This is a genomic window from Myxococcus faecalis (assembly GCF_050039385.1).
Lineage (GTDB): Bacteria > Myxococcota > Myxococcia > Myxococcales > Myxococcaceae > Myxococcus > Myxococcus fulvus.
Map to the genome: position 1 here is coordinate 7,121,150 of NZ_CP144336.1, position 20,910 is coordinate 7,142,059.

16 protein-coding genes are annotated in these 20,910 nt (G+C 70.9%); 5 read left to right on the top strand and 11 right to left on the bottom strand.

From position 1 onward, the window contains the following. Positions 1–139: 139 nt before the first annotated feature. Complete coding sequence (locus VZQ01_RS28605) at positions 140–2,053, bottom strand: AAA domain-containing protein (RefSeq protein WP_426745225.1); 1,914 nt, start codon at positions 2,051–2,053, stop codon at positions 140–142. 412 nt (positions 2,054–2,465) lie between these two features. After that, positions 2,466–4,730, bottom strand: a complete 2,265-nt coding sequence (locus VZQ01_RS28610) for a S8 family serine peptidase (RefSeq protein WP_426745226.1) — start codon at positions 4,728–4,730, stop codon at positions 2,466–2,468. 376 nt (positions 4,731–5,106) lie between these two features. Between VZQ01_RS28610 and VZQ01_RS28615 the strand changes: the two genes are divergently transcribed. After that, positions 5,107–5,580, top strand: a complete 474-nt coding sequence (locus tag VZQ01_RS28615) for an AAA family ATPase (protein WP_426745227.1) — start codon at positions 5,107–5,109, stop codon at positions 5,578–5,580. Beyond that, the gene (locus VZQ01_RS28620) at positions 5,567–6,337 is read left to right on the top strand and encodes a tRNA(His) guanylyltransferase Thg1 family protein (RefSeq protein WP_408889348.1); all 771 of its coding nucleotides are present in this window, start codon (positions 5,567–5,569) and stop codon (positions 6,335–6,337) included. The genes VZQ01_RS28615 and VZQ01_RS28620 overlap by 14 nt, the downstream gene beginning before the upstream one ends. Here VZQ01_RS28620 and VZQ01_RS28625 read toward each other — a convergent pair. The 4 genes from VZQ01_RS28625 to VZQ01_RS28640 form a co-directional block, all read right to left on the bottom strand. Then, a complete protein-coding gene (locus tag VZQ01_RS28625) occupies positions 6,334–7,206 on the bottom strand; it encodes a transglutaminase-like domain-containing protein (protein WP_426745228.1) in 873 nt (290 codons plus the stop codon). The genes VZQ01_RS28620 and VZQ01_RS28625 overlap by 4 nt on opposite strands. A gap of 23 nt (positions 7,207–7,229) precedes the next feature. Next, the gene (locus VZQ01_RS28630; RefSeq protein ID WP_223748460.1) at positions 7,230–7,772 is read right to left on the bottom strand and encodes a DUF350 domain-containing protein; all 543 of its coding nucleotides are present in this window, start codon (positions 7,770–7,772) and stop codon (positions 7,230–7,232) included. A 69-nt stretch (positions 7,773–7,841) separates the two neighbouring features. Further along, a complete protein-coding gene (locus VZQ01_RS28635) occupies positions 7,842–8,540 on the bottom strand; it encodes a peptidoglycan-binding protein (protein ID WP_426745229.1) in 699 nt (232 codons plus the stop codon). Between the two features lie 84 nt (positions 8,541–8,624). Next, entirely contained in the window at positions 8,625–9,995 is a 1,371-nt protein-coding gene (locus tag VZQ01_RS28640) for an ArnT family glycosyltransferase (protein ID WP_426745230.1), read from the bottom strand. 124 nt (positions 9,996–10,119) lie between these two features. Here VZQ01_RS28640 and VZQ01_RS28645 point away from each other — a divergent pair, with 124 nt between their 5' ends. Then, positions 10,120–12,213, top strand: coding sequence for a thioredoxin domain-containing protein (locus VZQ01_RS28645; protein WP_426745231.1), 2,094 nt, complete (start codon positions 10,120–10,122; stop codon positions 12,211–12,213). 25 nt (positions 12,214–12,238) lie between these two features. Here VZQ01_RS28645 and VZQ01_RS28650 read toward each other — a convergent pair whose 3' ends face one another. The 3 genes from VZQ01_RS28650 to VZQ01_RS28660 all read right to left on the bottom strand — a co-directional run bounded on the left by VZQ01_RS28650 (position 12,239) and on the right by VZQ01_RS28660 (position 15,278). After that, on the bottom strand, positions 12,239–13,756 hold the full coding sequence (locus tag VZQ01_RS28650; protein ID WP_223748464.1) for a transglutaminase-like domain-containing protein: 1,518 nt from the start codon (positions 13,754–13,756) through the stop codon (positions 12,239–12,241). Between the two features lie 63 nt (positions 13,757–13,819). Further along, on the bottom strand, positions 13,820–14,287 hold the full coding sequence (locus tag VZQ01_RS28655; protein WP_046718419.1) for a GNAT family N-acetyltransferase: 468 nt from the start codon (positions 14,285–14,287) through the stop codon (positions 13,820–13,822). Continuing rightward, positions 14,199–15,278, bottom strand: coding sequence for a D-alanine--D-alanine ligase family protein (locus VZQ01_RS28660; protein ID WP_267699703.1), 1,080 nt, complete (start codon positions 15,276–15,278; stop codon positions 14,199–14,201). The genes VZQ01_RS28655 and VZQ01_RS28660 overlap by 89 nt, the downstream gene beginning before the upstream one ends. A 147-nt stretch (positions 15,279–15,425) precedes the next feature. Between VZQ01_RS28660 and VZQ01_RS28665 the strand changes: the two genes are divergently transcribed. Beyond that, positions 15,426–16,721, top strand: a complete 1,296-nt coding sequence (locus tag VZQ01_RS28665; protein WP_426745232.1) for an HD domain-containing protein — start codon at positions 15,426–15,428, stop codon at positions 16,719–16,721. After that, positions 16,718–18,250 (top strand): MBL fold metallo-hydrolase, encoded by a 1,533-nt coding sequence (locus tag VZQ01_RS28670; RefSeq protein WP_426745234.1) that lies wholly within the window; start codon positions 16,718–16,720, stop codon positions 18,248–18,250. Before VZQ01_RS28665 ends, VZQ01_RS28670 begins: the two co-directional genes overlap by 4 nt. Here the strand turns inward: VZQ01_RS28670 and VZQ01_RS28675 are convergent. Both VZQ01_RS28675 and VZQ01_RS28680 read right to left on the bottom strand, forming a co-directional pair. Continuing rightward, a complete protein-coding gene (locus VZQ01_RS28675) occupies positions 18,247–18,999 on the bottom strand; it encodes a GlsB/YeaQ/YmgE family stress response membrane protein (protein WP_426745235.1) in 753 nt (250 codons plus the stop codon). The two genes, VZQ01_RS28670 and VZQ01_RS28675, sit on opposite strands and share 4 nt — an antisense overlap. Positions 19,000–19,036: 37 nt before the next feature. Beyond that, a complete protein-coding gene (locus VZQ01_RS28680) occupies positions 19,037–20,890 on the bottom strand; it encodes a cytochrome c/FTR1 family iron permease (protein WP_426745236.1) in 1,854 nt (617 codons plus the stop codon). Positions 20,891–20,910 lie beyond the last annotated feature (20 nt).

The following is a 20,910-nucleotide window of genomic DNA, read 5'->3' on the forward strand; positions in this document are numbered from 1 at the left end:
ATGCGCTCCCCCGCACAGGTGGGTGGAGGTGACAAATTTGGTTCGCCGTTGCGACAATTTTTGGAGGCTGACCCCGACAGTCCTTGCGTAGTACCCCAGGGCTGGGTCGGCGTGGACCTGCCGATGTGAGGCATTGCGCTCAGGGGGCGTCGGGCCACTCCCAGGCGGAGCGGTAGCCGGCGCTCGTTTGAGTTCCTTCGATGAAGCGGGCGTAGAAGGGGTGGCCGCTGAGGGTGGCGGAGTCGCCCACGACGAAGAGGTGGCGGCGGGCGCGGGTGAGGGCGACGTTCATGCGGCGCAAATCGTTGAGGAAGCCCACCTGGCCCTCGCTGTTGGAGCGGGTGAGGGAGACGAGGATGGCGTCCTTCTCGCGGCCCTGGAAGGCGTCCACGGTGTCGACCTCCACGTCGGGGGCGAAGGGCTCCAGCCGCTCGCGCAGGCGGTGGGCCTGGGCGCTGTAGGGCGTAATCACGGCCAGCTCGCGCGGGGACAAGCCCAGGCCGAGCAGCGCGCGCACGCGGGCCTCGATGAGGTCCGCCTCGCCGGTGTTGAAGAGGCTGTGGGTGGTGGGCTCGACCTCCTCGTCGAAGCCCTTGCCGGCGGTGTCGAGGAAGAGGACGGGCGGGGCGTCGACCTCGGTGCCCGGGGGCAGCACGTCCTGGAGCGTGTGGTCGGCGACGGAGGGGTGCGCGCGCAGCTCGCCCGCGTACATCTCACGCGAGGGGAAGTCCATGATGCGCGCGTTCATCCGGTACTGCTCGCGCAGCATGCGCTTGACGCCGTCGCCGTGGTCCTCGAGCAGGCGCTCGAAGAGGCTCACCGCCAGGCCCGCGCGCGCGGCTTCCTGTGAGAGCACGGTGGGCGGCAGCTGCTGCGGGTCTCCGGCGAGGATGACGATGGGGGCGCGCAGGAAGCCCAGGAGCGCGAGCGGCTCGGTGGCCTGGGTGGCCTCGTCGAGCAGGGCCAGGTCGAACTTCTCGCCGGCGAGCACGCTGGACTCCAGGCTCGCGAGCGTGACGCAGACGACGTCCGCGTTGGCGAGCACGGAGCGCACGGCCTTCTTCTCCAGCGCGCGGGCCTCGTCGAGCATGGCCTTGGCTTCCGTGGTGGAGGCGCGGGCGTTGGAGAAGCGCTCGCGGCTGCGGCCCTGGGTGCGCTGGCGCCGGGCGTAGCCGAGCAGGGAGAACGCCTCGTCGAAGAGGTCTCGGGAGATGACGCGGTCGGGGTGCTCCTCCACGACGATGTCCAGGGTGTGCTCCTGGAGTCGGGCCGCGACGCGGGCGGGGTGGCCCACGCGGATGGCGCGCAGGCCCTTGGCGAGGCACAGGTCCAACAGGTGGTCCACGGCGGCGTTGCTGGCGGCGGTGCACAAGAGGCGCTGGCCTTTGGCCACGGCCTGGGCTGCGACCTCCGCGAGCACGGTGGACTTGCCGGTGCCCGGGGGGCCGTGGACCAGGAAGAAGTCCTCGGCGGCGAGCGCGCGCTTCACGGCGTCGAGCTGCTCGGGGTTGAGGGGGCGGCTCGGCTCGAAGTCACGGGGCGTGTCGGAGCGCGGGGGCTCGTTGCCCAGCAGGACCTCGCGCTTGCGGCGCTCCAGGCCCTTGTCCATGGCCTTCACGCGCTGCAGGCCCGCGCGCATGCGCTCGTAGGTGATGTCGTTGGGGACGACGTCCAGGCGCAGGAGGCCCTCGTGGACGTAGGGCGGCGGGGAGCGGCCGAAGGCGAGCTGCAGGCGCGTGGCGCTGGCGCGGGAGACGAGGGCGCGCGCGGGCTCGCTCACCTCGGCGCGGCGGGGGAGCACGGCGACCAGGTCTCCGTTGTGGAGCCGGGCGGGCAGGCGCGCGCGGTCGGCGCGGGCGAGCGTCAACAGGACGCGGCCTCCCAGGCCGACCGCCTCCTCCACCGTCTCCAGGTCGAGGACGGACAGGCCCTGCTCCTCGCGCTCGTGGAGGGACAGGCCCTGGGCGAGGGTGGCCAGGCGGGCTTTCTCGGCCTCGCGCTCCTTGGCGAGGAGGGAGCCGAGCTGGTCGAAGAAGGAGACGTCACGGGCCATGGCGCCGAGTCATGCCACGCGGGCGAGTCGGGCGGCCAGTGTCTTGGGTGCGCCCGTGTCGCCAGGACGGCGGAGCGGTGTTCCCGTGCACGTCGCGATGGTCAGCGCCGAGGCCAGGCCAGCGGACTTTCGCGCGGCGAGGACGCGAAGGACGGCCGCTGGCGGCGCTCCGTGAACGATGGATGCGGACGTCCGAGGCACGCCGCCGGACTCGAGGCGCTTCGGGTGCGCCGCTCGTCAAGGTGGGGGCGACCTCGGTCCATCCGCGCGAGGCGGGAGGGCGCCTCGGGGGGGCGATGCACCACCGGGGCCGACGGGCCGACCCCGGTGGTGTCCCGTGAGCCATGCGCTCACGGACGATGTGTTCGGGCACGCGCGCCGAGGCCCGCTTCCCGGGCCCGGCGCGAAGGCGCTACGGGACGATGAGGCCGCCGCTCACCACCAGCGCGTACTTCGCGTCGATGACGCGCGTGGAGAGGTCGGCGTCCTGGACGATTTCGTCGCCCAGCACCTCCACCTTCCAGCTGCCCGCCTCGGGCGAGACGAGGAAGACGTTCTCGACGGTGTCGACCTTGTTGGACACGCCGCCCGCCGTGGAGACGTTGCCCGCGGACAGGCCGTTGTTGCCCCAGTAGACGATGCCCGAGGGCGACGTCACGCGCAGCGACAGGTCATTGATGCGCGCTTGGGCCGCGCCCACCGTGCCGGCCGGGTCCGTGTAGACGAGCGTGACGTTGAGCTCCTTCTCGGTGCCCGTCACGGAGACCTTGTACTCGTTGACGCCCAGGGGCAGCAGGGTGTCCGTCTCGTTGATGATGCTGGTGGAGCCGGAGCGGTCATGCAGCCGCTTCAGGTCCGCGGTCCCCCAGCCCTGGCGCACGCGCGTCAGGTCCGCGTTGTTGCCGGTGACGTTCCAGTTGTAGCGGTGCGCCAGGTTGATCATCAGCGCCTTCGCGGTGGCCATCTGCGGGCGGCTGTCGAACACGTCCGCGCCGCCGCCGAAGCCCGCCCACACGCCCTCGTGCCACATCTGGAACAGGAGGCCGAAGTGGCCCGCCGTCTGCGGCGTGGCCGCGCTGGTGCCGCTGAAGTTGTAGTACGACGTGTTGCTCGAGTTGTTGGCCGAGCGGACCGCGTCGTAGAAGAACGACAGGTCCGGCTTGATGCGCCCGTCGGCCGCGGGGCCGATGCTCGCGCCGCCGTTCCAGCGGTCATCGTCGCGGTTGGCGTTGTCGTAGTGGTAGAAGCCGCCCACCGACACGATGTTCTTCGCCCACGCCTGGGGCCGCGAGTTGCGCGTGCCGGAGTTGCTCTGCGACTGGGTGCTCAGGATGGGGTGCTTGAACAGGTAGTCGTCCACCTCGGCGGAGATGGTGGTGTACGCGGTGCCCAGCGTGCTGCCCACGCTGGAGGTCTGGAACACGGCGCGGTAGGGGCCGGCCGGGTCCGTCAGCTCGCGGTTGATGTCGTAGCGCGACTTGGGGCCGCCGAACTGACTGGACTGGCTGTAGAGGAAGAAGATGCCCTGGCCGTCCGGCAGGAGCCCCTTCGCGGTGGCGTCCACGCCCCTGGCGAAGTTGATGCTGTAGCAGCTCGTCCCGTGCGCGCTGCCCGCGCTGGACGTGCTGTGGATGAGCGGCGGCGTCGCCCACTCCTGGTGCGTCGTGCGCAGCTCGGTGTCGAAGATTTCGCCGCGCACGCCCTGGCCCGTGAAGCCCTCGGCCGTCTGGATGTAGTTGGCGCCGCCGACCTCGCGCACGTTGTTCATGTCCACTTCACCCGGCCCGCCCCACCGGTCGATGTACTGGACGGCGTTGGAGCGCGCGAGCCGCTCCAACTGGTCCTGCGTGAGCGTGGCCTCCACGCGCAGCCCGCCGGCCTCCACCAGCTCCACCGTGCCGCCCAGCTTGCGCACCGCCTCGGCGACCTCGTCCTGACGCGCACTGCCGCGCTCGCCCACCATGATGGAGTAGCGCTGCGGCTCCAGCTTCGCCGCGCGCCCCGTCAGCGATTCGCGCAGCACGTCCTCCACGCGGTACTCGGGATGGTACGGCCCCACCCAGCGCACGAAGGGCAGCTCCGCCACGCGCTTGCGCGCGTCCGCGTCCAGCTCCACCAGGTACGTGTGGTCCGTGAGGAAGCGCAGCACCTTGCCGCCCTCGCGCTCCAGCGCCTCGCGCAGCTCCGGCAGCGGCGTGGCCTGCAGCTGCACCAGCGAGAGCGTGTTCCCCGTGTCCGCGGCCAGCGCGTCGGCCACCAGCGGCGCGCCCTGTCGCACCGGGTCGAAGCTCACGTGCGCCAGTCGCACCTGGTACGAGGTGGGCTGCGCGCGCCCGAGCAGCTCCGTGCCGCCGCGGCTGTAGGCGAAGAAGTCCTGGCGCTTGCCGTCCGCGCCCGTCTCCTCCCAGACGTGCAGCTGCAGCGTCGTCTTGGGGACGGACAGCGTCCTCAGCGACTGGATGGTGTTGTCCGTGCGGTGCAGCACGCGACCCGCGCCCGTGACGAGCGCGTGACGTCCGCCCGCCGTCGCCACCAGGCCCGTGGCCTGCTTCGCCGAGCCCAACGCCGCCGCGTCCACCACCCGCGCGGGGAGCAGCGACGCGCGCTCCACGCGCGAGGGGGACTTCGAGGCCGCGAGGACCGGAACGGGGGCCACCATGCCCAGGCCCAGGGCCATGACGGAGAGCCGACGCCAACGTAACGCATACGACGAGAGTGAGGTCTTCATGGGTGTCTCCTGCTCGGGTTGCGCTTCGTGCTGCGGCCGCCTCTTCCGGACTTCAGTCCGGACGGCGGATTACGACAACTCTTGAAATCAATTAATTCGAGACTTGATTGTTAATCGAGCAAAGCCAGTCGAATCAACACATTCGCCGCGAAAGGTGCGCGAGCTGTGCAGCGGCGTACAGCGCGAGCGAATCCGGGTAGACGCGAGGCTCCAAGCCCGCGCGACGTGGTGAGTGGCGCGTGGGTATCCCGCGAGCGGTGCGCATGCGCGGCGCGGGGTCGAGCGTCAGCCGGTCTGTCGGCGCCGCGTCCGGAGGGCTTCCGCCATGGAACTCATCCTCTTCATCGGGTTGCAGGCCTCCGGCAAGAGCCGCTTCTTTCACGAGCGCTTCGCGGACACGCACGTGCTGGTGAGCAAGGACCTGTGGCCGCACGCGCGTCGCAAGGAGGCGCGTCAGCGTCGGCTCGTCACCGAGGCGCTGGTGGCCGGGCGCTCAGTGGTGGTGGACAACACGCACCCCGACTGTGAGCAGCGCTCCCCGCTCATCGCCCTGGGGCATGCGCTGGGCGCGCGCGTCACGGGCTTCTATTTCGAGTCGCGCCTGGAGGACTGCCTCGCCCGGAACGCCCGGCGCGAGGGTCGGGCGCGGGTGCCGGAGGTGGCGCTGTACGCCACGGTGAAGCGGCTGTGCCGGCCGCGCCGCGAAGAGGGCTTCGATTCGCTGTACCACGTGCGCTGGGCCGCCGAGGGCGGCTTCATCGTCGAGGACTGGAAGGAGGACACGGATGCTGGACGCTGACGAGCTGGCCGGACGCATGCGACAGGGGGAGTGTTTCCACGCGCTGCGCCTCCTGCCGGGCGCCTGGGCGGTGCTGCGCGTGGACGGGCGGGGCTTCTCGCGCTTCACGCAGGAGCGCTTCGAGAAGCCCTTCGACCCGCTCTTCCACCGGTGGATGGTCCGCACCGCGAGCACGCTGCTGGAGGAGCTCCAGGGCGTGTACGCGTACACGCAGAGCGACGAAATCTCCGTGCTGCTGCGGCCGGACGCATCGCTGTTCGACCGCGCGGTGGAGAAGCTGGTGTCGCTGTCGGCGGGCCTCGCCAGCGCCACCTTCACGCACGCGGCGGGCGTGCCGGCGGTGTTCGACGGGCGCGTGTGGCTGGGCGCGGACGAGCGCGCGGTGCTGGACTACTTCACGTGGCGGCAGGCGGACGGCAGCCGGTGCGCGTTGCAGGGCTGGTGCTACTGGACCTTGCGCAAGGAGGGCTTGAGCGCGGCGCAGGCCACGCGCGAGCTGGACGGCAAGCCGGTCGCCTTCAAGAACGAGCTGCTCTTCCAGCGCGGCATCCACTTCAACGAGCTGCCCTTGTGGCAGCGCCGGGGCTCCGCCATCTTCTGGGAGCGCTACGTGAAGGAGGGCGTGGACCCGCGCGATGGCTCCAGGCACCAGACGACGCGCCGCCGGCTGGGCGTGGACTCGGAGCTGCCGATGAAGGAGGCCTACGAGCGCTACCTGCGAGGCGTGCTCGCCGGGGCCACTCCGGAGCCGCGCTAGCCGGAGGTGGCGGCGTCCAGCGGCATCACCCGCCACAGCCGGGGCTTGTCGTACTTGGGCGGAATCATGCCCGGCGGCCAGCCCTCGGCGGTGACCTCGGCGTATTGGTAGCTGCGCCCGCCGTGCCTGAGGCGGGTGCCCGCGCCCGGCAGGCCCACGCCCACCGCCGCGTGGGCCAGCGGGTCCGAGTAGAGCATCACCGCCTCGATTCCCACCTGCCGCAGGAGCATCACCGCGAGCAGCGCCTTGGAGTCGCAGTCCCCCCGGTTCCTCGCCGGCACCAGCGCCGGGGGGATGATGCCGAAGGGCTCATCGGTGGGCACCTCGTACTGGATGCGCTGCACGAAGCCGAGGATGAGCCGCGCGGCCTGCTGTGAGTCCAGCCCGCGCTCGCGGATGGTGACCATGAAGCGCTCGCCCAGCGCCTCCACGGGCCCCGCGTTGCCGCGCATCAGCTCCTCGTAGATGCAGCGCATGTCCGCGGAGCAGCCGCTCGGGGGCTGGTAGGTGAAGCGCTCTTGGCCCAGCGAGCGGTAGCGCAGCCTGCGCCCGAGCACCTTGTGCTGGTCCTCCAGCCACGCGTCCAAGAGCTCACCCAGGCCGTACCCCAGCCGGCTGCCCGGCGGCCGCAGCCCCTCCGTGTTCCAGTCGTACGTGAGCGCGCGCGAGGGCGACGTGTCGGCCGGGATGAGCACCAGGCCCAGGTCCACCACATCCGCGCTCGGAGGCAGCCCCGGCTCCACGGGCGGCGCCTTCGTGTCCACCAGGTGCCCCACCATGCCCACGCCCAGGCAGCACAGCGCGCTGGTCAGCGCGAACACGGCGAGTAGCAGCTTCAGGGCCGTCTTCAGTCCGGCGCTCGTGGACATGGCCTCGTCCGTCGCCTCCCGTGTCAGGCCGGCGCCACCAGCGTCCCCTCGGGGAGCTGGGGGAAGGGGATGAGCCCGTTGAGGGCCGCCTGGAGCCCGGGCGCCGTCAAGAGCGCGAGCACCAGGAGGATGGCGGAGAGGATGAGCCCCGCGGCGACGTTGCCCTTGCGCACCTCCGCCAGCTCGTCGATGCCGGGCGTCATCCGGTCGAACAGGAGGATGCCCAGCGCCAGCACGGTGACGCCGACGATGAGCGACAGGCCCACGTGCAGCGCGGCCACGGCGACGAGCCCCGGCACCATGGACCATTGCAAGTGAGGGGCGCGCACGGCCAGGTCCACCGCGTCCGACGTGGCCTGCACCGCGTGCTGCACCAGCAGCCCCAGCGACACCAGGCTGGAGGCGTGCACCAGGCCCGCCGCCACGTTGCCCTGGCGCAGCTCCTCCTCCGGCCGGGAGCCGAGGATGCGGCTGAGCCCGCGCAACGCCAGCCAGATGCCCAGCGCGGCCACGAGGCCGCCCAGCACCACCTTGATGAGCCCGACGACGAAGAGGGTGAAGTCCATGGGGAGCGCGAGCGACGCGTCACCCGCGCCGCCACGTCCGGACTCTACACCCTGTGGGGCGTCAGCGGCTCACCCGTACTTGAGGCCCGGGATGAGCGCACCGGCCGTCCAGCCGCGGTTGTGGGCGCTGAAGATGTTCACCCCGTACGCGGAGCCGCGCGCCTCGATGGTGCGCCCGTCGCCCAGGCTGATGGCCACGTGGCCGGGGCGGTACAGGAGCGCGCCGCGCGTGCGCAGGGCCTCGTCCACGGAGATGGTGGTGCCCTTCTGCTTGAAGTACGGCAGCTGGTTCATCGTGCCGTCGGGCACCTTGACGCCCGCCTGGTGGGCCGCCCACTCGACCAGCTCCGAGCAGTCCCACTTCGACGGGTTCTTGTCGCTCATCTTCGTCTCCGCGCCGAAGACGTAGCGGTCCCCGCGCTGCGCGAGCGCCTTCTGCACGAAGGTCTCCGCGCTGCCCTTGGTGCCCGGCTGCTGCGCGGGCGGCTTTGTTCCGCCCGTCTTGTTCAGCGCGCCCCACGTCTTCGGGCCCACGATTCCGTCCTGCACCAGGCCCTTCGCCTTCTGGAAGGACAGCACCGCCGCCTGCGTCTTCGGCCCGAAGATGCCGTCCACGGGGCCCGGGCTGAAGCCCGCGGCGGCCAGCTTCTTCTGCAGCGTCGTCACCGTCGGGCCCTGGGAGCCCTTCTTCAAGGTGGGGGGCGTGGCGGCGGCCGCGGTGGCGGAGGTGGAGACTCGACGCGAACCCGCAGGGGAGACAGTCGACATGGGGGACCTCCGTTTAGTGGGCAAAAACGGTTTCCCTTGTTGTCGGTGAGAGGCTTTGAAAGTTGTCATGCCCTCCCGGGCACGTCAGGGTCTGGCATTGCGGACCCACCACACCCGGAAGAAATGCAGACGACGTCCTTGGAAAGTTCCAACCAGCTCGACGTGCTCGTCCATGATTTCGAAGCGGTCCGTGAGGGCCGCGGGAGCGAACGGGCCATCCTCTTCCACCCAGAGCACATCTTTCCCAGGCGGGATGGGGGGCTCTCCCCAGACGTCATATTGGCTGAAGCGGACGGGGCCGGCGGTGCCCACGGGGACGCGGGCGTAGTGTGCGATTTGTGACGCCAGCTGATAGTTGCCGGCGAACACCGCGACGACGCTGTCTGGCTTCATCCCCGGGAAGAGCTTCTCGGGCGTGGACAGCTGGCTGAGCACGTCCCAGCCGTGGGTGCGCCACAGGGCTGTATCGCGTTTGAAGTTCAGCACCGGGAAGAACAGGTGCAGCGTCACCGCGAGCACCACCGCGAGCCCCGAGGAGGCCGCCGCGATTTGCCAGGGCCTGCGCATGCCCGCGACGCCCACGCAGACGCTGACATAGGCCATGGTGGTCCAGTTGACCTCGCCGCGCGCGCGCGACGCCGCGTAGCCGAAGAACAGCAGCGGCACGAGCGCGGCCATGCGCAGGAGGAACTGCTCGCGCGGGCCCTTGAACGCATAGACGAACGCGAGGGGCAGAGTCACCAGCCCACCGAAGGCGAGCTGCCCCGCGATGAACTCACCGAGCGTGCCCCAGCCGCCCTTGCCCTCGAGGCCGTGACGCAACTGGAACGCGATGCCCACCCAGTCATGGCGCGCGTTCCACAGCAGCACCGGGAGGAGGCACAGCGCCGCCAGCGCGCCCGTGCCCCACGCGCCCTTGGGCAGGCGGCGCACCTTCACCGCGGTGATGAGGAAGGCCACGCCCAGGAGCACCGCCGGGAACTTGGCGAGCAGCGCGAGCCCCGACGCCACGCCGGCCCACACCCAGCGCTCGCGCCACAGGGCCCACAGGGCCAGCGTCCAGAACAGGAGCAGCGGCGAGTCCGGCGTGGCCCAGACGCCGGCCACCATGCCGCCGGGCACCACGCTCCACAGGGCCGCGGCGCTCCAGGCGGCCTGACGGCTCTGGTACACGTCGCGCGCCAGGCCCCACACCGCGGCGATGGTGCCCGCGCCGCACACGAGCGCGGTGGCGTGGATGCCGAGCAGGGCGATGAGCCACGCGACGAGCGGAGGGTGGTCGTAGTAGCCCCAGTCGAGCCGCCGCGACCATTGCCAGTAGTAGGCGGTGTCGAAGTAGACGTCGGTGCCGAACGCCAGCATGAGCCTCACGATGAGCGCCACGCCCACCAGGGCGATGCACGTCTTCAGTCCGAGGCCGACGGGGTTGGGCGGGGCGGGGGCGAGGGAAACCATGCTCACGTCTTGTCGACAGCGTACCCTGCTCGCGTTCGACAGTGGAGGGTCGCGCCATTGGGACTTGCTCCGGATGGCGGGGCTCCATATGCCCTGGGTCCGGCAGTTCCCGCCCGGAGACCCCATGGCCACCCACCCTCCGTCGTCCGGCTCCGCCAACCGTCTGGCCCAGGAGCCCTCGCCGTACCTGCGCCAGCACGCCGACAACCCGGTGGACTGGTTCGCCTGGGGCGATGAGGCGCTCGCTCGCGCGCGCGCCGAGGACAAGCCCATCCTGCTCTCGGTGGGCTACTCCGCGTGCCATTGGTGTCACGTGATGGCCCACGAGTCCTTCGAGTCGCCCGACACCGCGCGGCTGATGAACGAGGGCTTCATCAACATCAAGGTCGACCGCGAGGAGCGGCCGGACCTGGACCAGATCTACCAGGGCGTGGTGCAGCTGATGGGGCAGGGCGGCGGGTGGCCGCTGACGGTGTTCCTCACGCCGGACCTGAAGCCCTTCTTCGGCGGCACGTACTTCCCGCCGGAGGACCGCTATGGCCGGCCGGGCTTCCCCCGGCTGTTGATGGCGCTGCGGGACGCGTGGGCGAACAAGCGCGAGGAGGTGCTGCGGCAGTCCGAGCAGTTCGCCGAAGGCCTGGGGGAATTGGCCGCGTATGGGCTGGACGCGGCGCCCGGCGTGCTGTCCGCGGAGGACGTGGTGACGATGGGCAAGCGCATGGTCCAGCAGGTGGACCCGGTGCACGGCGGCTTCGGTGGCGCGCCCAAGTTCCCCAACCCGATGAACTTCTCGCTGCTCTTGCGCGCGTGGCGGCGGGGCGGTGGCGCGCCGCTCAAGGACGCGGTGCTGCTCACGCTGGAGCGCATGGCGCTGGGGGGCATCTACGACCAATTGGGCGGAGGCTTCCATCGCTACTCGGTGGATGCGCGCTGGTTGGTGCCGCACTTCGAGAAGATGCTCTACGACAACGCGCAGCTCGTGCACCTGTACGCGGAGGCCGAGCAGGTGGAGTCGCGTCCGCTGTGGCGCAAGGTGGTGGAGGAGACGGTGGAGTACGTGCGCCGCGAGATGACGGACGCGGGCGGCGGCTTCTTTGCGGCGCAGGACGCGGACAGCGAGGGCGAGGAGGGGAAGTTCTTCGTGTGGCGTCCGGACGAGCTCCACGGGTTGTTGTCGCCCGAGCGCGCGGAGTTGGTGATGCGGCACTTCCACGTCACGCCGCAGGGGAACTTCGAGCACGGGGCCACGGTGCTGGAGGTGGTGGTGCCCGCCGATACGCTCGCGCGGGAGCGAGGGCTCCCGGTGGCGGAGGTGGAGCGCGAGCTCGTCGAGGCGCGGCGCGTGTTGTTCGAGGCGCGCGAGCAGCGGGTGAAGCCAGGGCGGGACGACAAGATTCTCGCGGGGTGGAACGGGCTGATGATTCGCGGGCTGGCGCTGGCCTCGCGGGTCTTCGAGCGGCCGGACTGGGCGCGGCTCGCGGTGGCGGCGGCGGACTTCGTGCTGGCGAAGCTGTGGGATGGGACGCGGCTTTCGCGCTCGTACCAGGAGGGGCAGGCGCGCATCGACGGGTTCCTGGAGGACTACGGGAACCTCGCCTCGGGGCTGACGGCGCTGTACCAGGCCACGTTCGACGTGAAGTACCTGGAGGCGGCCGAGGCGCTGGTGAAGCGCGCGGTGGAGCTGTTCTGGGATGAGGAGAAGCGGGCGTACTTCACGGCGCCGCGCGGTCAGAAGGACCTGGTGGTGGCGACGTATGGCCTGTTCGACAACGCGTTCCCCTCGGGGGCCTCCACGCTGACGGAGGCGCAGGTGGCGCTCGCGGCGCTCACGGGCCACGAGCACCACCTGGAGCTGCCGACGAAGTACGTGGGGAAGATGCGCGAGGGGCTGGTGGCCAACGCGATGGGCTACGGCTACCTGGGGCTCGCGGCGGACGCGCTGCTGGAGGGCGCGGCGGGGGTGACGTTCAGCGGCTCGCGCGAGGCGGTGGCGCCGCTCTTGAGCGTGGCGAACCGCGTCTACGCGCCGACGTTCGCGTTCGGCTGGAAGGAGGAGGGGAGGCCCGTGCCCGCGCTCCTGAAGGAGCTGTTCGAGGGACGCGAGCCGGTGGGCGGCAAGGGCGCCGCGTACCTGTGCCGGGGCTTCGCGTGCGAGGTGCCTCGCACGGATGCGAAGGAACTCGTCGAGCGACTGGCGCTGGCGCCCCGGGGGGCGTGAGCACGTCCCCCGGAGGTTCGCCGCGTTACTTCACCTCGACGACCTTCAGCGTGCCGATGAGGGGCGTGATTTCGGCGTTGCCCTCGTAGCCGAACGCGAAGTGGGTGGCGTCCGCGACGGGCTGGTTGAACGTGGGGTCCATCTGGGTCCACTCCCCCACGAACGCCTCCACCCACTCGTGCCAGTACAGCGCGGGCACGCCGTCCTGGTTCACCATGTAGATGACGCCGTCCACGCGCCGCGCCGGGATTCCCGCCGCGCGCAGCAGCGCCACGCTCAGCAGCGAGTGCTCCGTGCAGTCACCGCGCTTCTGGCGCAGCACATCCGTCGCCCGGTCCGCGCTGGCGCCGTAGTCCTTCTCCAGGTGTGTGGCCACCCACGTGTTCACCTTCTGCGCGGCGCGGTACGCGTCCTTCTCGTCCCCGATGATCTTCTTCGACTGCTCGCGGATGGCCGGCGCGTCGCTCTCCACCATGAGCGTGGACTTGAGGTTCTCCCCGCCGTCCGGGTCCGTCAGCGGCCGGGGCTTGCGGTTCGCCGTCGCGGGCGCCGCGGCCAGGAGCGTCACGTCCACGCCGCCATCCGGCCGGGCCGTGAACTTCTGCCGGTACGTCTCCACGCGGAACTTCTCCGGCAGCCCCTGCACCACCAGCTTCACGTTGCCGGGCACCGCGCGAGCCGCCTCGGGCAGCGGCTTGGGCAGCACCACGCGCGTGAGACCGAACACCTCCACCAGGTCCATCCGCTTGGCGACCGCCTCGGTCTCCTTGCGCGCCTGCATCGTCTTGCCGAAGTCCACCAGCACCATCTCCCCACGCTGCGTCACGTAGGAGTCCACCGGCACCTTCTCCTTCTGCGACAGGCTGCTGGCCTTGCCCAGCTTCACCTTCACCCCGTTGAGCGTGCGCTGCTCCGGGGCCTCCACCGTCGTCGACAGGCCGTAGGTCTCCAGGTCCATCCCGTCGAGCGAGAAGCCCTCCACCTTCGCCTTGCGAAAGAGCGCCACGCGCGCCTGGTCCGCGTCCTCCACGTGCTCCTTCGGCGCGGGCAACAGCGGCAGCACCTCGTCCGCGTAGCCCACGCGCTTGCGCACCACGCGCAGCTTCCCGTCGGGCGTCGTCGTGCCCTCCAGCGTCTGGTCGCCACCATCCCCGCGCTGCGTCACCGTGAAGGACAGGAGCCGTCCGCCGGCCTTCGCCTCGTAGACGCGCTCCTCGCGGTGGTTGCGCTCCGACAGGCGGGTGCCGACCAGCGCCTTGAACACGAGCTGGTTGACGCTCTTCACCTGGGGCACCGCCCCGGGCACCAGCACCAGGTCCGTGAACAGCCAGCCCACCTTCTTGTCCATGAGGTACAGGCCGAAGAACTCGCCGCCCTGGGGGCGCGGCGCCTTCAGCACGTCGGACGCGTCTGCGGGGAGGGAGGCGGCCTTCGCGGGCGCCGCGGCCTTGGCGGGCGCGGCGGCCTTCGCGGAGGGCGCGCCCGTCAAGAGGGCGCACAGGGCCACGAGGGCCAGGGACATCGGTCGGAGCGTGCGGGTCATCACGCCCCTTCTAACGGGGGAGGCGGGCAAAGTCTTCACCCGCCCCACACCCCGTGCGGTGGACTACAGCCGCTTGGTGAGGATGATGAGGTCGTCGCCCACCTTGTAGAAGTCGCGGATGCGCGCCTCCTCGCCGTACTTCATGGACGCGTAGAAGCCGCGCGTGGGGCCGTAGGCCTCCGTGGCGCTCGTCTCCACGCGGATGAGCCGGCCGTTGCGACGGCGCAAATCGCCCTCCATTCCGGACACCAGCGCCGCGCCCACGCCCTGGCCACGCACCTCCGTGGCGGACGCAATCCAGTACAGGTCGTACGTGTCCTCCGTCATCGGCGTGGGGCCGTAACAGACATAGCCCACCAGCTGACCGGCCCGGTCCGCGACGATGATGGCGTAGTCCGTGTTGCCCGACTTCAGGGCCTCGCCCACCAGCTCGATGGCGACCTCAACCTCCTGCGGCGAGAAGGTTTCGATCTTTCGAATCAGCGCGGCGAGGGGCTCCCGGTCCTTTTCTTCGATGGGACGGATGTCCATGGGCTCTTTCGGTAGCGACCTCCACCAGCCGGGCGGCCAGCGCGGCGTAGTCCAGGCCCGCGGAGGCCGCGGCCCTGGCGAACCCGGCTCCCGGATGGAGGTCGCAGTTGGGGTTGATATCGATGACGTAGGGCACGCCCTCCGGAGACACCCGGAGATCGACCCGGCCATAGTCCTGACAATCGAGTGCTGCGAAGGCTTCCAGCGCGACCTGCACACAACGAGCTTCCAGCGCCGCATCCACCTGGCACGGCCCGGCGGGCGTATCCCGGTACTCGTCGGAGCCCGCCTCCCACTTGGCGCTGTACGACACGATGTTCGGCCGGTCCTCGAAGGTCCGACCGAAGTGGATTTCCGTCAACGGCAGCGCGCGGCGCGGCTGGTTGCCGAGCAGCGGCACGTAGATTTCGCGGCCGGCGATGAACTGCTCCACCAGCGCGGGCTGATGGAACTCGCGCAGCACCCGCTCGCAGGCGCGCACCAGCGCCGCCCGCTCGTGCACCACCGAGTCCCCGCTGATGCCCATGCTGGCGTCCTCGCGCGCGGGCTTCACGATGAGGGGCCAGGACAGGTCCACCGCCAGCGCATCCTCCAGCCGCTCCACCACCCGGAAGCCCGGGGTGGACACGCCGCGCGCACAGAGCAGCTCCTTCGCCTTGGGCTTGTGCAGCGCGAGGCCCAGCGAGAGGGCGGACGAGCCCGTATAGGCCAGGCCCAGCGCGTCCAGCAGGCACGGGACGGCCATCTCCCCGCGGCTGTCGGCGGCGAGCGACTCGCAGAGGTTGATGACCAGGTCCGGCTGCCGCCGCCGCAGCGTGTCCACGAAGTCCAGCCGGTCGCCCTCGATGGCGAGCGGCTCGGCGAGGGTGTCGCCCTTCGTGAGGGCCTCGGCGAGCGCCGCGGCGACCCGCACCACGTCCTCGCGGGCTTCCCGGCCCGGGTCATCCTGGAGGAGCTCGTGGTCGCGGTTGTGCAGCAGAATGATGTGCATTCGGAGGTGGCCGAGGGTTAGCACGTCCCTCGGTCCTCGCCCAGTCCGCAGGTGACGGTTGGTTACCTCCTGGGCTACCTCCCGCCAGGGCTTGAAGTACGGTGGAATACCTCCGGTGGGGGTATCCAGGAGTATGGAAAGGGCATCATGCGCATCCGCGACCCCATCCACGGCACCATCCCGGTGAGCGACGCCGAGAAGGCGGTCATCGACAGCCGGCACTACCAGCGGCTTCGCTATGTGCGGCAGCTCGGCTTCGGCGACCTGGCCTTCCCCGGGGCCACGCACACCCGTCACATCCATTCGTTGGGCGCCATGCACGTGGCCGCGCGGGTGTTCGCCGCGGTGGCCTCGCGCTCCACGCTGCCCGAGGACGTGCGCGAGCGCTTCTGCACCGCGGTGCGTCTGGCCGTGCTGTGTCATGACCTGGGGCACATGCCGCTGTCGCATGCCTCCGAGCGCATCGCTCCGAAGCGCTCGCTCCTGCGGCTGCCCGGCTGGCTGGACTCGGCGGCCGAGGGCGAGCAGGCCACCCACGAGGACTACACGGCCAAAATCCTGCTCGACAGCTCGCTGACGCCCATCATCGAGCGCGAGTTCGGGCGGCTGGGCATCACCCCGATGGCGGCGGTGGCGCTGATCACCGGCGCGCGTCCGCCCAAGGACCCGGGCTTCACCTGGCAGGGCGTGGACTGGGCGCCGCTCTTGCGCGCCATCGTCTCCGGCGAGCTGGACGCGGACCGCATGGACTACCTGCTGCGTGACTCCTTCTACACGGGGGTGAACTACGGCCGGTACGACATGGATTGGATCATCAACAACCTCAATCCGGCGGTGAAGGACGGGCGCGCCTATCTGGCGTTGAGTCGGGCGGCGGCGTTCGCCTTCGAGGACTTCCTGCTCAGCCGCTACCACATGTTCGTGTCGGTCTATCTGCACCACACGTCGGTGAGCTTCGACTACATGCTGCGGCGCTACTACGAGGAGTCGCCGGGCGAGTTCGAGATTCCCTCGGACCCGGAGGCGTTCCTGCTCTGTGACGACTCGGCGCTCTGGTACACGCTGCGCCGCTCGCACAACCGGTGGGCCCAGCGCATCATCACGCGGCAGGGCTTCAAGCTGCTGGCGCAGTTCACCGAGCGCGACGCCGGGTATGACCTGGACGTGCTGCGCAGCGCACTCGTCTCGTCGGGCTTCGAGCACTACGTCGTCGAGTCGGTGAATGTGCTCAGCAAGTACGCCTCGGGGCCCTCGAGCACGGGGCCGAGCCTCTTCATCGTCGACGCCTCCACGGGTCGGCTGACGGAGGTGGCGCGCTACACGCCGCTGTATCAGCGCTACAGTGGCGCGGTGCGCCTCACCCGGCTGTATGTGAGGCCGGACCAGTCGGCCGCGGCGCACGAGCTGATGGGCCAGCTGTTGGGCCAGACGGTGCGAACATGAGCGAGCGACTCCCCGGTCTGGGCCTCGGCCTGGACCTGCAGCATGTCCCCAGTGAGCCCAGGGGCTCGGCCGTGGCGTTGTTGTACCGCCGCGTGGGCGCGGGCGTGGAGGTGTACTGGGTGAAGCGCGGCAAGGCGCTGGCCTTCGCCGGCGGCTTCTATGCGTTCCCCGGTGGGAAGCTGGACGCGGCGGACGCGCAGGTGCCGGTGCGGGGTGTCACGGGCGAGGAGGCCGCGCTGCGCTCGGCGGCGGCGCGCGAGCTGTTCGAGGAGGCGGGCGTGCTGGTGGCCGAGGGCGCCGAGGCGCTCTCGCAGGAGAAGCTGGACGCCCTGCGCAAGGCGTTGCTCGCGGGGAAGCTCGGGTGGGGTGAGTTGCTGCACGCGGAGGGGCTGGCGCTGCGCGCGGACGACTTTCGGGGCGCGGGGCGGTGGATTACGCCGCCGTCGGTGCCGGTGCGCTTCGACACGCACTTCTACCTGGTGGAGCTGCCGCCCAAGGCGCGCGCGGAGCTGTGGCCGGGCGAGCTGTCGGAGGGGGCGTGGATTGCGCCCGAGGCGGCGCTGGCGCGGTGGAACGACGGCACGGCGCTGCTGCATCCTCCGGCGGTGCATGCGCTCCAGGTGCTGGGCTCGTTCAAGGACGAGGCGGATGCGCGGGCGCGGCTGCTGACGCCGCCGTACTGCCCTGGGTACATCTCGCAGCGCATCGAGTTCCAGAAGGGTGTGCGCGTGGTGGCGCTGGAGACGGCCACGCTGCCTCCGGCGACGCACACGAACGCGTACGTGCTGGGCAACGGCGAGCTGTTGCTGGTGGACCCGGGCTCCGGGGACGTGAAGCAGTACGCGAAGCTGTTGTCGCTGGTGTCGAGCCTGAAGGCGGAGGGGTGCAAGCCGGTGGCGGTGGTGCTGACGCATCACCACGGTGACCACGTGGGCGGGGCGCGCGCGGTGAAGGAGCGACTGGGGATTCCGCTCTGGTGCCATGCGAAGACGGCGGAGTGGCTCGACTTCCCCGTCGAGCGGCTGCTGGAGGATGGCGAGGTGCTGGAGCTGGCCGGGGATGTGCCGCAGCGCTGGCGCGTGTTGCACACGCCGGGACATGCGCGGGGACATCTGTGTCTGGTGGACGAGCGCAGTCGCTCGGCGGTGGTGGGGGACATGGTGGCCGGCGTGGGCTCCATCGTCATCGACCCGCCCGAGGGCAACATGCGCGACTACCTGGCGCAGCTCGCGCGGCTGCGCGACTGGCCCGTCACGACGCTGTACCCGGCACATGGGCAGCCGCTGCCGGATGGTCCCTCGAAGCTCCAGGAGTACCTGAACCACCGCGCGCAGCGCGAGGCGCTCATCCTCGACGCGGTGCCCGCGGACGGCGTCTCGCTGGCCGAGGTGGTGGAGCGCGCGTACGCGGACACGCCGCCGGTGATGCACCCGGTGGCGGAGCGCAGCGCGCTGGCCACGCTGGAGAAGCTGGTGGCCGAGGGCCGCGTGCGCGAGGAGTCGGCTCGCTACTTCCGACAGGGGAGCTAGAAACGCCCGATGAGACCGAAGCGGGGCCCGTGCTCGGTCATCCCGGCCACGGGCATCAGCCGCACGCCGGTGTCCGCGCGCGTGGGCGCCACGGGCTTCACGGCCGAGTGCGACTGGTGCGACAGCTCGTAGCCCGTGGTGGCGCCGATGACGGGCAGGAAGAGCAGCAGCGCGGAGACGGCCTTGTCGTCGTCGGCCCCGAGCACGAGCGAGCCCAGCAGCGCGCCGCCCCAGCCCACGAGGCTCCCGCCGACAGTGGCGAGGATGGTGCCCTTGCCGTCCATCAGCCGTCCGCCCGCCCACGTCCCCGCGGGCACGCCGATGACGACGCCGGTGAGCCCGCCCACCAGCGAGACGACGTTGCACTCGTCACAGCCCACGGTGGGCGCGCCCAGCAGGTAGCCCACCACGAGCCCCACCGCGCCGCCCGCGATGCCACCGGCGGTGCCTCCCACGAACTCCACCGCGATGCGCGGGACCGGGTCCTCCACGGCCGCCTTGCGGCTGGGCCGGGCCTCCTCCGCCACCTGCGTCCCCGCGTCGTCCGGGGGCGTGTCCTGCGTCCGTCCGCTCGAGCCCTCGTCGTCGTCCTTGTCGCCAGGGGACACGGGGACGAGTGGAGGAGGCGTCAGCTCGGGCGCGGGGCGCTTCGCGGGCTCGTCCTCGGAGACGTGCTGACCCCACGCGGGGCCCGTGCTCAGAAGGAGCAGGCCCACCAGGAGGACAGGATGCGCGCGCGAAAGCCTCACCCGCACACGCTACCGCAAGGCTGGGGTACTCGTCGCGTCAACTGGCGGACACCTCGGTGACGCGCTCGGGACGGGCCCGCCGACGCAGCAGCACCAGGGCCAGCGGCGCGGCGGCCAGGAGCACCTGGGGCACCAGCGAGAGCAGGTCCGGATAGATGCCCAACAGGTCGATGGTGACGAAGCCCACCGGATAGAGCGGCAGCGCGCCCACCTCCTGCAGCGAGTGCAGGCCCTTGCCCAGCAGCATCACCGCGGTGACGACGAGCACCACCGTGGAGATGTTGAAGAGCGTCTTCATGGGCAACCGGAAGCCGAGCCGGTTGATGAAGAGCACCAGGATGACCAGCGCCACCGAGCCCACCAGCGCGCCCCACGCCACGCCCGCGGGCGAGTCCAGCGCCAGGCCCTGCAGGAAGATGGCGGTCTCGAAGCTCTCGCGCAGCACGGCGGTGAAGGCGATGAGGAACAGGCCGAACAGGCTGCCTCGCCCCAGCGCACCCTTCATCTTCTCGCGCAGCTCCCCCATGAACTGGCTCATGTTGGAGCGCGCGTTGAGCCACAGCGCCGCGTACAGCAGCATGCCCACGGCCACGAGCGCGGCCACGCCCTCCATCCACTCGCGCTCGGCGCCAGCCAGCAGGTGGCGGCCCAGCACATAGGCGACGGCGCCCACCACCAGCGCGGACATCCAACCGGCGTGCACCACGCGCACGTGCTCGGTGGCCTTCATCTTCTTCAGGGCCGCCAGTAGCGCGGCGACGATGATGGCCGCCTCGAAGCCCTCGCGCAGCAGGATGAACACGGTGAGCCACAGCGTCGACACCAGGTCCGCCGCGCTGCCGCTGTCCCGGCGCGCCTGGTCGAGCAGCGCAATCAGCTCGCGCCCCTCGTCCTGCAACCTGGGGCTGCTGGTCTCCGCCGCCAGTCGCGCCTTGAGGAAGCCCTGCTCCAGCTTGAGCACCAGCGCGGAGTCGCGCGAGGTCAGCTTGGGCTCCACCGGCTCCAGCCCGTTGAGGTACGCATCCAGGAGCGCGGCCTTCGCGGCGGACGGGTTGCCCGCGGCGCCCTGGCGCATGGCCTCCTGCACGCCGTCGCGCGCCGCCATCAGCGAGCGCTCCTCGTCCACCTGGGGCAGCTTCCGACGCAGGCACGCGAGCTTGTCGGCGCCAAAGTCCTTCACCAACTCGTCGTCGGTGGCGTTCGCCAGCCGCTCCAGCGACGCGCGCGGAGGCGTCCCCTCGCACGGGGGCAGGCGCAGGGTGAAGGCGAAGAACGCGAGCGACCAGCGCTCGTCCTCGGTCAGCGTGGGGAAGGCGGGCATGGCGGTGCCCGGCACGCCGAAGCTGGTGGTGTTGAACGCCTTGTAGGGCGTGAGGCCGCCCATCAGCTCCGCGTCCTGGAAGTTGGCGGGCGCGGGCTCCATCGTCGCGGCGATGGGCAGGTTGGCGCTGCCGTCCGCGGCGTGGCAGGCCGCGCAGTTCGTCTGGAAGAGCTCGGCGCCGCGCTGGAGGTCCGGCGGGTGACGGGGGCTGCGCGCGAGTCCACCGACGAGCACCAGGTCCTGCACCAGCGCGCCGCAGTCGCGGCTGACGCCCTCCGGGTCCTGCGACTGGTCCACGCGCGCCTGGATGGCCTTCACGCGGGGGACGAAGACCGAGGCCTGCGCACCCAGCTCCCGCGCCGCGGACACCGCCTCCGCCGCGAAGCTCTTCTGCTCCTCCAGCTCGAACGCGGACTGGGACTCGATGGCGGCCGGGTAGTCCGCCTCCAGGTACTGGAGGATTCCCACCAGCCGATGCCAGGTCCGCTCCTCCGCGCCGCTCTCGGCGGCGAAGGCCGACCCGGGCACCATGAAGAGCAGGACGAGGACGACGCGGACCACATGATTCATGCGTCCCGTCTACCAGCGGG